Genomic DNA, 12,785 nt, shown 5'->3' with positions numbered 1-12,785 from the left:
GCCAACCGCGGCGTCTTCAACCGCCCAATAGCTCCACAGGAAAGCTGCCATCGCGGTCGGCCTGGATCGGCTCAGACCATCCGGGTCAGTGCCTCGAAGAAAGCAATCATGTCGAGATCGAGCGGCTCGTCGACCGGCTCCGGCTGCGACGACATTTTTGCGATGACGACCTCAGCCTTGGGGTTGACGTAGAGCCACTGGCCGTGGATGCCGATGCCGCAGAATGCGCCGCTTGCCGCGCCCGTCTGGTACCATTTGTTGCGGTAGCGGCCTTTCGGGAAGAGGAATGCCATAGTGCCACGCTGCCAAGCCTCGGTGTCTCCGCCTGTGCTGGTCGTGTCACGCACCCAGGCTTCCGCCACGATGCGGCGCCCATTGGCCCTGCCGCCCTGCCGCATCATCTCGCCGACCCGCGCCAGATCGCGCGGCGTCACCGAAATGCCGCCGGCCGTGCGCGCGGTGCCTTCCCTGTCGACCGTCACCGACGCTTCGCTCGTTGCACCAAGCGGCAGCCACAGTTTCTCGCGCATCAACTCGGCGAAGCGCTGGCCGGATGCGCGTTCGAGCAGGATGCCGAGCAGGTCGGAATTGGGCGAGCGGTAGCGGAACGTCCGGCCATGCGGCTCGGCAAGGCGCTGCAGCGTCAGGATGAAGTCGGCCAGGCTTTCCGTGCCGCCGCCCGGATTCCACAGCGTCGCGCGGCGATAGCGGGCAAAGGCGCTCTCCGGATCGAGATAGGCTTCTTCGAAGTCAAGGCTGACGGTCATGTCGAGCACATGCCGCACGCTGGCATCGCCATAGGCCGAGCCGGCAGCTTCCGGCAGATAGCGGGTCACCGGAGCCCGCGGATCAAAGATCCCCTCGCCTTCCAATATGCCGGCCAGAATGGCGGTCAGCGACTTGCTGATCGAGAAGATGATGTGGCGGGCGCCGAACTCCATATGCGGTGCAAACCAGTCGCCGACGATCTTGCCGGCTTTCATGATTGTCAGCGCGTCGGTATCGGAACGCGTGAGAAAGGCCGCAACGGTCTCCGGCCCGCCGGCCAGCGCGACCTTTTCGTCAAGCAGCCCACCGAAATTCTGAACCGGTATTTCGCCACCGCCCGGCACGGCTGCCACGCGTGCGCTTGGCACCAATTCTCCGACATTCTGGAACGACCACCGGCTGAACGGGCTTTCGCGCCAGTTGCCGAGCAGCACCTGGTTGCGGGCAAAGCCATGTCTGGTCTCGAACGCGGTCTTGCCGGTCATGGTGTTTCCTCTCGATTTTTTTAGGAAGTTAGAGACTGTTTCGAAATTCGCTCTGGCGAGTCATATGGTGGTGGTTTCGAGAACCGGCGCGCAGCGGACATTTGGGTCCGTGAGCACCGGAAGCGCAGAAAACGCCATCAGATGGCCGCCAGAGTAGAGTTTCCAAACGGTCTCTTAGGCCAGCGCGGCAGCGATCGCGTGGACGGCTTTCATCGTCGCCACCGAATAGGCGACGTCGGTGAAATCTGGATAGCTCGAAAGCTTCACCACGACCATTCTTGTGTTCCAGTCGATATGGATCAGCTGCCCGAACACGCCCCGACACATCAGCGCGCGTGAGCGCGGATCCTCGATCCAGAACTGGTTGCGGTAGCTGCCTTCCGGCAGGCTGGGATTGAAGTCGGGGCCATGCCCGCCCATGCGCGTCGCCTCGATCCAGTCGGCCGGCACCACCCCGTCGCCATCGTCGAGGATCAGCTGGCCGAAACGGCCATAGTCGCGCAGCGTGGCGTTGAAACCGCCATCGGCGACGGCGTAGCCGGCGCTGTCGACGGTGAAGCAGGCGCTTTCATCCGCCCCGAGCTTTTGCCAGAGCTCCTCGGAAACCAGCTGCGCCAGCCGCTTGCCGGTCACGCGTTCCATGATGAAGGCGAGCACGTCGGTCTCGATCGAACGATATTCGAAGGCGGCGCCATGCGGCCGGCTTGTCTCCTTGAGCCCCAGGATCAATTCGAACATATGCGACGGCCACTCGAAGGCCGGGTCGCTGCCCGGCGGCACCGGTTTCCAGCCGCTGGCGACATCGACCTGACCGATGTCGGAATAGCGGTCGGTGTATTCCTCTGAAAAACGCACGCCTGTCGTCATGTCGAGCACATGCTGCACGCTGGCGCCGGCCCAGCCGGTGGCGCCGAGTTCCGGCAGATAGGTCGTCACCGGCGAGGCCGGATCGATCAGGCCGCGCCCGGCCAGTATGCCGAATACCGAGCCCGTGACCGATTTCGCCATCGACTGCGACAAATGCAGCGTGCGGTCGGTCATGCCGTTGAAATAGCGCTCATAGGCGATCTTGCCGTCCTTGAGCACGAGAAGGCCGTCCGTATAGGTTTCGTCCAGCAGCCCGGCCAGCGTCGTCGGCTGCCCCGTGCTGTCGCTCACCGGCAGCGCATCGAGATCGATTTCAGCTCGCTCGAACCGGCGGCGATGGCCATTGCCGCGCCAGACTTCGACGGTCGGCAGAATTTCGCGGATGTGTTGGAAAGCCCACCGGTTCCAGGGTCCCCTGTCCCAGTCGAGCTTCGGCGGCACCATCTTGGGCGGCGAGGCCTGCATGATCGGCGGCACCTGTTCGGTGTTGCGGTAGGAAGTCATGAGATGCGTCCCGGCAATATGAAAACGGACCCGGCGGCGCCCGCCGCCGGGTCCGTTAACGATGCGATCACTTCTGCAGTTCGGTCCAGATCCTGGTGTAGAGTGCCTGCACGTCGGGCGCGCAGTTCAGCATGAATTTGCCCTTGTCGGCGAACTCGGCGGGGATGTTGACCTCCGGCGCCGTTTTCATGTCCTCAGGCATGAAGGCTTCCGATCCCTTGATGCCGTTGGCGTAGCGCGCGAAAGATGAGATCAGCGCAGCGTTCTCGGGATCCATGATGAAGTTCTGGAACAGCTTGGCGTTTTCGACGTTCTTGGCGTCCTTCAGCACCGCGAGATTGTCCATCCAGATCGGATAGCCCTCCTTCGGATAGCCATAGACGATGTCCTTGTTCTGCAGGCGGGACCGGAAGGACGCGCCGTTCCAGTCGACGCTAGCTGCGAAGTCGCCCTTGGCGAACTTCTCGACCGTGCCGTAGTCCATGGAGATCCATTTCGGCTTTGCCGCCACCAGCGCATCGCGCACCTTCTTCAGCACCTCCTTGTCGCCGGTGCACGGCTCGCCGCCGATATATCTGATGGCGAGATGCATGACGTCGGCCATTTCGGGCACGACATTGACCTTGCCGACCAGTTCCGGCGGCGGGTCCATGAAGATGGCCGAGGTGTTGGGATCACCCTTGTAGACCGAGGTGTTGACCGTGACGCCGGTCGTGCCCCACTGCCACGGCACGGTGTATTTGCGGCCCGGATCGAAGGGAACATCGACCCATTTCGGATCCATGTTCTTGAAGTTCTCCATCTTGTTCGGCTCTGTCTCCAAGAGCAGCCCTTCCCCGATCCAGATCGGCACGAAGCTCGCCGAAGGCACCACGATGTCGAAGCCGCTGCCGCCTTGCCTGATCTTGGCGAGCGCGGTGTCGTTGGAATCGTAGTCGGTGACTGTCACCTTGACCTTGTATTTTTCCTCGAATTTCTTGATGAGGTCGGGGCTGGTGTAGTTGCCCCAATTGTAGATGTTGAGTTCGCCATCGGCGCGGGCGAGACCCGCCGAGGCGAACAGCGCGGCGCTGAGTGCCGTCGCAGTCAGTTTCCACTTCATCGTTTCTCTCCTGTCACTCCTGATCCTTTTTCCTGCTGATGAAAAAGAAGACGGTGACGATCAATATCGAGATCAGCAGGAACACCGTCGAAATCGCGTTGATTTCCGGCGTGATAACGCGCCGGAATTGGCCGAGCATGTAAGTCGGCAACGTGTCCTGGCCGCCGGACTTGACGAACTCCGTGATGACGACGTCGTCCAGCGAGATGACGAAGGCCAGCATCAGCCCGGCAAGAATGCCTGGCCAGAGCAGCGGAAAGGTGACGCGCCGAAAAGCCTTCCAGGGTGTCGCGTAGAGGTCGGCCGCCGCGATCTCCAACGACAGGTCCATGTTCTCGAGCCGCGCCCGGATCGGCAGATAGGCAAAGGGAATGCAAAAGGCCGTATGCGCGGCCATCAGGTAGCCCAGCCCCGAATAGCCGGTCCAGATCTTGATGCGCGAAAAGAAGATCAGCAGCGCCACCGCAGTGACGATCTCCGGCACCATCAGCGGCTGGTTGATGAAGGCGTATTTGAAGCCGAGGCCGGGATATGGCTTCGTCCGGGTCGTGGCGAGTGCAGCCATGGTGGCGACGATCGTGGCAATAGTCGCGGCGACCGAGGCGATCTGCAGCGACCGGATCGAGGCATCGACGACCTGGTCGTTGTTCCAGGCCTGGTAGAACCAGCGCAGCGACACGCCTTCCCAGATCGCGATCGAATTGCCGGCGTTGAAGGCATAGACGACAACCGTGACGATCGGCAGGTACAGCGCGAAAAAGCAGATCATCGCGATGGTCGTGAAGCCGGTCTGCCGGCGAATGTCGAAGCGGCTAGCCATGCGCGCCGTCCTGGCGCCCGGCGGAGCGGACATAGAAGAGCAGCGCGACCATCACGATCGCCATCAGCGACAGCGACAGCGCCGAGCCGAGCGGCCAGTTACGGCCTTGCCCGAATTGCAGCTCGATCAGATTGCCGAGCATCATATTCTTCGACCCGCCGAGCACGCGCGGGGTGACATAGGCGCCCAGCGCCGGGATGAAGACCAGGATCGAGCCGGCGACGATGCCGGGCTTGACCAGCGGGATGATGACCCGCCTCAGCACCTGGAACCGGTTGGCATAGAGGTCGTAACCCGCCTCGACCAGCCGGAAGTCGATCTTTTCCATACTGGCATAGAGCGGCAGCACCATCAGCGGCAGATAGACATAGGTCATGCCGACCATCAGCGCGAAATCGGTGAACATCATCTGGATCGGCTGGCTGACGATGCCGAGCTTGATCAGCACCGTGTTGACGATGCCCTCGTTGCGGATCACCTCCTGGATGGCGAAGGTGCGGATCAGCAGATTGGTCCAGAACGGGATGGTGATCAGGAACAGCCAGATGTTGCGCTGTCGCGCCGGCCGGGTGGCGATGAAATAGGCGGTCGGGAAGCCAAAGAGCAGTGTGAAGATCGTCGTCAGGAACGACAGCTTGGCCGAGCGCCAGAAGATCGACAGATGCGCGTCGGCGAAGGCCAGCGTGTCGTCGAAGATGTCACGCTGCATCAGCACCGACAGCCAGCCGTCCGTGGAGAATTTCCACACCACGTCGCCATAGGGCCCCGGCGTCAGGAATGAGTAGATCACGACGATCAGCAGCGGGCCGGACGCCGCGAGAAAGATGATGATCAGTGCCGGCGCCGACAGCAGCCAGCGATCGCGGATTTCACGGCGTTCGGCGTCCATGGCGACTTCTTCCGCGCTCGCCATCAATCCCTCAGCACTTGCGCGGCGTCGTTGCCGATCGAAATGCCGACCTTGTCGCCCCGCTCGAAGCCGCAGCCGGCGCTGCGCGTGTTCTGCTGGCGCACGGTGAAGGCCTCGCTGCTGTCCAGTCGAACATGGATATGCGTGTCGGTGCCGAAATAGACGATGTTTTCGACCGTGCCTGACAGGTCGCCCTTGCCGCTGGTCAGCTTGGCATGTTCCGGCCTGACCACCACGGTGGCATTGTCCTTCGGCTGAAAGCCCTCAGCCACGGTCGCGTCGATCGTCGCGCCGGATTTGAGCGTTGCGCGTGCCTTGCCGTTGCCCATGCCGGTGATGGCCGCCGTGAGAAAATTGGTTTCGCCGATAAAGTCGGCGACGAAGCGCTCCGCCGGCTTGTCATAGATATCCCAGGGCGTTCCGACCTGCAGGATCTTGCCCGACGACATCACCGCGATGCGGTCCGACATGGTCAGCGCTTCTTCCTGGTCGTGGGTGACGAAGATGAAGGTGATGCCGGTCTCGTGCTGCAGCCGCTTCAGCTCGATCTGCATCTCCTTGCGCAGCTTGAAGTCGAGCGCCGACAGCGGCTCGTCGAGCAGCAGCACTTTTGGCTGCGGCGCCAGAGCCCGCGCCAGCGCCACGCGCTGTTGCTGGCCGCCGGAAATCTGGCTGGTGCGGCGGTTGCTGAGCGCCTCCATCTTGACCAGCTTCAGCATCTCGGCGACCCGCGCCTTGACTTCGGCCTTGGGCTTGCCGAGCATTTCGAGGCCGAAGCCGATGTTCTCGGCCACCGTCATATGCGGGAACAGCGCATAATTCTGGAACACGGTATTGACCGGCCGCTTGAACGGCGGCAGCGGCGCGATGTCCTGGCCATGCAGCAGGATCGCGCCGGCGCTCGGGAAATCGAAGCCGGCGATCAGCCGCAAAAGCGTCGTCTTCCCGCAGCCGGACGGACCAAGCAGCGTGAAGAACTCATTTTCGCGGATCGACACTGAAACCGTGTCGAGGGCGGCGACCTGTGACTCCCCGGTACCGAACACCTTGCGGACGCCACGAACTTCAATTGCACTTTTACCCGGTTGTTCCGGCACGATTACCCCAATCTTGTGTCCGCTCTTAAGGGCGAATCCAGTTCCCACTCGATTGTCAGCACACGGCGCATGGCTTGGCAAGCACACATCCGAATGTCGATTCAGAACGCAATTCCCGTGCCACCGTCAGACCTGATAAGTGACCTTGCCGCCGCAGATCGTCGTCACCGGCCGTACCGTATGCAGCGCTTCCGGTGCGGTCGCCTCGATGTCGCCTGAGAGCACCACGAGATCGGCCATAAAGCCTGATTTCAGGCGGCCCTTGCGATGCTCCATGAACTCGGCATAGGCGCCTGCCACCGTATAGCCCGCGAGCGATTCATGCAGCGAAAAACTCTGGTCGGGATCGCCGTCTGCCCATGGTTTGCGCAGCACTGCCGCCTGAATGCCCAGGATCGGATCGATCGGCGACACCGGCCAATCGGAGGCGAAGACGACGCGCGCGCCGGCATTCTTCAGCGTCCGCCAGGCATAGCTCAGCGGCCAGCGGGCGGACCCGATGCGCGACACCGTCGGCTCCAGCGGCAAGCCCATGCTGCCCGGCGGATGCGGCGGCTGCATCGAGGCAATGGCGCCAAGCTTTGCGAAGCGCGGTATGTCGGCGGCGGTGACCACCTCGATATGCTCGACCCGGTGCCGGCTGTCGCGCCTGCCATTCGCCTTTTGCGCCGCCTCATAGCCGTCGAGCACGGCGCGCACGGCGCCGTCGCCAATCGAGTGCACCGCCATCTGCAGCCCGCGCCTGTCGACGGCCACGGCAAGGTCGATGAATTGCTGCGGCGTGAACAGCGGCTCGCCCACCCAATCCGGACGGTCCGCATAGGGCTCGACCATCACCGCCGTCCATGAATCGAGCACGCCGTCGTAGAACACCTTGACCATGCCCTGACGACAGCCATTCGCCAGCGTAGCGCTCAGCCATATCAGAGGCTTTGTCGAGCATGTCGAGCGTCATGAAATTCTTATAGTGGAACGGCACCTGCACGCGGCACAGCAAGCCGCCCTCGGCCTCGATCTCCGACAGGAGTTCGAGCTGGTGCAAATTGCCGTCCATGTTCTGGATCGAGGTGATGCCGTGCCTGGCACACCATTCCAGCCCGCGGCGCATGATCGCCCGGTCGGAGGCCTGCTCCGCCGGCGTCGGCTTCGGGTCCGGCTCGCCGCCGGTGGCCAGGCCGAGCCGCACGCGATCCTCGCCGGCCAGCGCGATCAGCGGCCCAAAAGCCTCGCCCTCGCGCAATTCGCCACTGGCCAGCCCGTCGTCGCCCATGACGATCTCGTTGCCGGGACCAAGCCGCTTGCCTCTAAGCAGGCCGGCCAGTTCCAGCGCCTTGGTGTTCGCCCACATTGTGGTGGTCGGGCGCTGCCATGACGAGGGGCCGGTCCGGCAGGATGCGGTCGAGGTGATGGCGGCTGACCCGCTCCGTCGCCGACAGGATGGTATAGTCGGCGCCTTGCGCCTGCAGGACGGATAGATCCGGCCGCTTTGCTGCATAATGGCGCACAGCATCGCAAAGCGCATCGAAACCGTGGATGCCCATCAGCTGGAGGTGATCGAGTTCGGCCGCGCCGGCGAAAAGATGCATATGCGCTTCGATGAAGCCGGGGACGACCGAGCCGCGGCCGGCATCGATGACGCGCGTGCCGGGTCCCTTGTGCTCCAGCACGGTCGCGCGATCTGCGATCGCAATGATTTCGCCGCCCTTGACGGCTATGGCTTCGGCGCGGGGAGTATCGGGATCCATTGTCAGTATGCTGGCGTTCTCGACGATCAGATCGGCCGATGGCGGCATAAGTTTCTCCCGTTTGAGCTTAGGCTAGCAGAGTCTTGGCGTCTGGCAAGCTGGCCGCTGCCACTCGCAACAGCGGTCCGGAATGCCTCTTGGCGGCGCTGAAACTCTCTGCCACAAAGCCGTCCGTCAATGACAGATGCGCAACTCGAAGAGCGAGCCGGTCGCCCAAATGAAGACTGTTTTCTCCCCTCTCCACGCCGGTCATGCCGGCAATTTCGAACTGATTTCAGGCGCCATTGTGTCGGCCTTCGAGAAGCCCTCGCGCGCCGAGTTCATCAAGGCGAGGGTGGAGAGCGAAAAGCTCGGCCCGATCCTGCCACCCGAGACCCACGACCTCGCAGCCGCCAGGAAGGTGCATACCAGCGACTACATCGATTTCCTGCCGACCGTATGGCCGCTCTGGGAAGCGTCGGGCCGAACAGGTTCGGCCATCCCCTTCACCTGGCCGACGCGCGGCTTGCGCGGCGATGTGCGCCCCCAAACCATCGATGCGCTGCTTGGCTTTTATTCCTTCGACGGCGGCGCCACCTTCGTCAAAGGCACCTGGGAGGCGATCAAGTCGTCCTATGACGTGGCGCTGACCGCGGCCGCTCTGGTCAAGGGCGGTGAGACGTCAGCCTTCGCGCTCTGCCGCCCGCCCGGCCATCACGCCGGCGCTGCCTTCATGGGCGGCTATTGCTACATCAACAATGCCGCCGTTGCCGCGCAATGGTTCCGCGACCACGGCGCCAAACACGTCTCGATCCTCGATGTCGACTACCATCATGGGAACGGCACGCAGGAGATCTTCTACAGCCGCGGCGACGTTCAGGTGCTGAACCTGCATGGCGACCCGATGACCGAGTATCCGTTCTTCCTTGGCCATGCCGACGAGCGCGGCGCCGGCGCAGGCGAGGGCTTCAATGTCAACTATCCCCTGCCGTTCGGCACCGCATGGGATGCCTGGAATGGCTCGCTGGAAGACGCCTGCGCGAAACTTGCGGCTTACGCTCCCGATGTCGTTGTCGTCTCGCTCGGCGTCGACACGTTCGAGAAGGACCCGATCAGCAAGTTCAAGCTGAAAAGCGCCGACTATCCCAAGATTGGCCGTCGCATCGCCAAGCTCGGCCTGCCGACGCTGTTCGTCATGGAAGGCGGTTATGCCGTCGAGGAAATCGGCATCAACGCCGTCGGCGTGCTGACCGGATTCGAAGATCGGTAATGCATGTCGCCCAAAGGGCTGCCCCGGGGCGTTCGACCCGAGAGAGCGGAGCGGCTTTGGGCAACGACATTCGTAAAAATCTAGGCCGTAGACTCATAGCGCGGAGCCAAAGCCGCATTGAGTTCTCGCCGTCGTGCGCAGCCGTGATACTCTCCATCAGTCGGCCCCACACGCCTGCCTTCCGCCATCGCACGAAGCGGCTGTAGCAGGTGGTGCGGGCCATAGCGCTCGGGCAGGTCGCGCCAAGGCGCACCAGATCGCAGCACCCAGAAGATGCCGTTCAGCATGCGCCGCAATGCGAGTGGTCGGATTAGTTCTGTTGGCAGCCTATGACCGAGGAAGCACATCCTGCCATTCCGGATGACGGTCGATCTGCGCTTTTGCGAACGGACAAAGCGGAATGATATTGACTCCTTCGCGTCGTGCATCCTCGACCGCCTGGCGCACCATTTGCTCGCCGACCTTGCGGCCCCGCAAGGCTGCTGGAATTTCTGTATGGTCGATGATGATCAGTCCCTCGCCGGCGCGGCTATAAGTCATCTCGGCTTCGACGCCATCGATGACCATCCGGTAGCGTCCCTTGGATGCGCCATCCTCCCGTTCAACCTTTTCGTCGGTCGATGAAGGGGCCTTCTTCGGCAGCTCGGCGTGTGGTGGCCGCACCTGCCCCGGCCGCCCTTGCAGGCACTCCAGCAGATCGCGGTCCCATCCTCCGAGATCGGCGGCGGCCTCGTAGGTCGAGACGAGAAACGCCAATAGGGTCTCGTCGCCATCGGCAGCCGACTGCACGGCATCGTAGGGCAGGATGAACTCCGACAGGCCGTCATGCCAGAACGCCGCATCCGGCCGGACCGATGCGCCTCGAAAGCCGTTCGGCGTTGGATAGGCGTAAGCGTAGAAGGCGGGATAATCGATGCCGCCGCCGCCCGGCCCTGCCGAGGAGACCTCGCGGTCGTAGGCCTCCTGCGTCACGTGGTCCGGCAATGCCGGAATTCCGCCCGGATGGAGAGGAGCACGCCTCCCTGAGAAGCGCGTGACGGCCAGATCGAGAGCGCCCCAGAACAGGTGAACCGGGCTGGACTTGCCGAGAAAGGAGGTCCGGAACGTTTTGAAGACCCTGTCGACCGCCATCGACGCGTGATGGAAGCGTTGAACGGCGTCGCGGTCATAGGGCCGTTCGCGATGATCCTCGTTGAACGGCACCGGGTTCGGCACTTCGTTCGGTTGGCCGTTGAAGGTCGGCGTGCCGCCGAGTTCGGAAACCAGCCGGACGAAGCTGGCGTGGAACGCCGCGACCGTAGTCGGCCCGAGCGCAAAGGACGCCTTGCGGCCGTCGCCGCTCGCGCCAATCACCATGTGGTCTCGAAGGTCGAACAGGATCTCGATGCCAGGGCCGTCGGGGATCGGCGAGGATGTCAGGCCGTTAGGCGTGACATAGAAGGTCGCGTTCCAGGAATGGTTGAGCCACGGGGTATGAGCCAGCCGATACTTGCCGGCGATCTGCAAGTATAGATGCAGTGCGGAACACGTCTCGCGCCAACTGAGGTAGTCGAGGTGGGGCCACTTGTTGCTCATTTTCGCTGTCTCCATCCTGCATTCAACGGCACGCGACATCGTTCATGTCGTCGTCGACCGCCCGAGCCGCGTCCGCGCGATCATCTTATCAGCGCCGGTCAGTCCGGAAGAGAAATATGCGGTCATCGATCGGGAGATCGAAGCGTCCCTTGCCCCAGTTCTCAGCGCGCCATTCGACCTTGGCCTCTTCGATTCGCTCCCGGGACGAGGCGACGAAGTTCCACCATATATAGCGCGGTCCGCTGAGCGTTGCGCCGCCGAGCATTATCAGTTGCGCGCCTTGGCGGCCGGCCGCGACCGTGATCCTGTCGCCCGGGCGAAGACCATCATCTGAGGTGCCTCGTAATCCTGGCCGGCGATCGATATCGAGCCTTCGACGATGTAGATGCCTCGCCGAACCTCGAAACCGCCAAGGTCGCGGGAACGCGGAACGATGAGGGTTTCGATCGCGTCGAGGCCAACCTCATCGGGGCAGCCTCGCCCCTCGCCGATGAGAAGGCGCATGCCCGGTCTCCGCCAATCTGCACAGCGTGAGCGGGTCGAGTGCTGCCCACCCGACGACGGCCCGAACTAGCGAGCGGCCGTCTCCGCAACTAGCCACGCAATGCGCCAAGCTGTGTCGCGGAAAGTGGAACGTGCAGGCAATAATGCCGCCGAGGCCGGTGGCCCGCAGGCGAGCGCGTCGTCTGCCAAGGCTTCGCGGATGTCAGTGCTTTAACGGTCGAGACCCCAGAGGTGGGGATTTCGTTCGAAATGCTTGATCAGCATTTCGGTGACTGTGCGTATCTTGCGTGCCGGGTGCTGCCCCGGCGGTCGGATGACATATGCACCCGCCGGCGGTGGCGGATAGCGTGACATGATCGGAACGAGCGCGCCGGAGGCCACATAGTCATAGGTGATGCAATCGGGGAGCCAGGCGATGCCGAGTCCTGCTGCTGCGGCGGCGGCGAGCGCCGTAGCGTTGTCGGCCTTGAACCTGCCCTGCGGCTGAACCGTGACGATCTTGTCGCCATCCATGAGTTGCCAGGCTTCGGTTCCCTGCATGAGGGACTGATGGGCAGCGAGCTCAGCCGGCGTCTCAGGGGAACCGTGCGCACTGATATAGTCCGGGCTGGCGACCAGTTTCCCATAGATCGGCCCGACACGTCTCGCGATCAGGTTGGAATCCTGAAGGTAGCCAACCCGGATCGCACAATCAAAACCTTCGGTGATGAGATCGACGAAGCGATCGCTGTAGGAGGCATGGATGTGGAGGTGCGGGTGGTGTCGCGCCATGTCCGCGAGCACGGGGGCGAAGTGAGTCGGGCCGAAAGAAAGCGGCATGGCAACTCTCAGGCGGCCGCGCAGCTCACCTGTCGGGAGGATCGTTTCCCTGGCTGTGTCGATCTCGGCGCTGGCTCGGGCCGCATGGTCCCTGAACGTGATCCCTGCTTCCGTAAGCGCTGCCCCGCGTGTCGTTCGTGCAAGCAGTTGGACGCCAAGCTCCGCTTCGACCCGAAAGAGTCGCCGGCTGACGATTGACTTGGAGACGCCGAGCCGGCGCGCGGCGGCCGATACGCCCCCTGCATCGGCCACTGCGACGAATGTTTGTAGATCTTCGATGTCCAATTCAGTGTTCCTGTTTCTGCGACACAGCTTGGCACAACGGAGCACTATCGCATCC

9 protein-coding genes and 3 pseudogenes are annotated in these 12,785 nt (G+C 62.9%); 1 reads left to right on the top strand and 11 read right to left on the bottom strand.

All coding sequences use genetic code 11. The features are described from left to right. Positions 1–71: 71 nt before the first annotated feature. The 7 genes and pseudogenes from AC0L3I_RS13260 to AC0L3I_RS13230 all read right to left on the bottom strand — a co-directional run bounded on the left by AC0L3I_RS13260 (position 72) and on the right by AC0L3I_RS13230 (position 8,346). Complete coding sequence (locus AC0L3I_RS13260) at positions 72–1,253, bottom strand: serine hydrolase domain-containing protein (RefSeq protein ID WP_473527168.1); 1,182 nt, start codon at positions 1,251–1,253, stop codon at positions 72–74. A gap of 174 nt (positions 1,254–1,427) precedes the next feature. Then, the gene (locus tag AC0L3I_RS13255; RefSeq protein ID WP_473527167.1) at positions 1,428–2,624 is read right to left on the bottom strand and encodes a serine hydrolase domain-containing protein; all 1,197 of its coding nucleotides are present in this window, start codon (positions 2,622–2,624) and stop codon (positions 1,428–1,430) included. A 67-nt stretch (positions 2,625–2,691) separates the two neighbouring features. Continuing rightward, complete coding sequence (locus AC0L3I_RS13250) at positions 2,692–3,726, bottom strand: ABC transporter substrate-binding protein (RefSeq protein WP_473527166.1); 1,035 nt, start codon at positions 3,724–3,726, stop codon at positions 2,692–2,694. Between the two features lie 13 nt (positions 3,727–3,739). Then, positions 3,740–4,546, bottom strand: a complete 807-nt coding sequence (locus tag AC0L3I_RS13245; RefSeq protein ID WP_473486461.1) for an ABC transporter permease — start codon at positions 4,544–4,546, stop codon at positions 3,740–3,742. Further along, entirely contained in the window at positions 4,539–5,459 is a 921-nt protein-coding gene (locus tag AC0L3I_RS13240; protein ID WP_473527165.1) for an ABC transporter permease, read from the bottom strand. The genes AC0L3I_RS13245 and AC0L3I_RS13240 overlap by 8 nt, the downstream gene beginning before the upstream one ends. Next, complete coding sequence (locus AC0L3I_RS13235) at positions 5,459–6,553, bottom strand: ABC transporter ATP-binding protein (protein WP_473527164.1); 1,095 nt, start codon at positions 6,551–6,553, stop codon at positions 5,459–5,461. Before AC0L3I_RS13235 ends, AC0L3I_RS13240 begins: the two co-directional genes overlap by 1 nt. Positions 6,554–6,679: 126 nt before the next feature. Further along, positions 6,680–8,346, bottom strand: a pseudogene (locus AC0L3I_RS13230) (amidohydrolase). Positions 8,347–8,515: 169 nt separating this feature from the next. On the opposite strand from AC0L3I_RS13230, the gene AC0L3I_RS13225 reads away from it, so the two are divergent. Then, positions 8,516–9,547 (top strand): histone deacetylase family protein, encoded by a 1,032-nt coding sequence (locus AC0L3I_RS13225; protein ID WP_473527163.1) that lies wholly within the window; start codon positions 8,516–8,518, stop codon positions 9,545–9,547. A 124-nt stretch (positions 9,548–9,671) separates the two neighbouring features. Here AC0L3I_RS13225 and AC0L3I_RS13220 read toward each other — a convergent pair. The 4 genes and pseudogenes from AC0L3I_RS13220 to AC0L3I_RS13205 all read right to left on the bottom strand — a co-directional run. Then, a pseudogene (locus tag AC0L3I_RS13220) lies at positions 9,672–9,840 on the bottom strand (transposase); the annotation flags it as partial. A 34-nt stretch (positions 9,841–9,874) separates the two neighbouring features. Beyond that, positions 9,875–11,122 (bottom strand): DUF5996 family protein, encoded by a 1,248-nt coding sequence (locus AC0L3I_RS13215; RefSeq protein WP_473527162.1) that lies wholly within the window; start codon positions 11,120–11,122, stop codon positions 9,875–9,877. A gap of 88 nt (positions 11,123–11,210) precedes the next feature. Next, a pseudogene (locus AC0L3I_RS13210) lies at positions 11,211–11,515 on the bottom strand (pirin-like C-terminal cupin domain-containing protein); the annotation flags it as partial. 321 nt (positions 11,516–11,836) lie between these two features. Next, positions 11,837–12,730 (bottom strand): LysR family transcriptional regulator, encoded by an 894-nt coding sequence (locus AC0L3I_RS13205; RefSeq protein WP_473527161.1) that lies wholly within the window; start codon positions 12,728–12,730, stop codon positions 11,837–11,839. Positions 12,731–12,785 lie beyond the last annotated feature (55 nt).

The sequence above is a fragment of the Mesorhizobium sp. WSM4840 genome, assembly GCF_055811755.1.
This window is presented reverse-complemented; position numbering and strand designations above follow the sequence as displayed.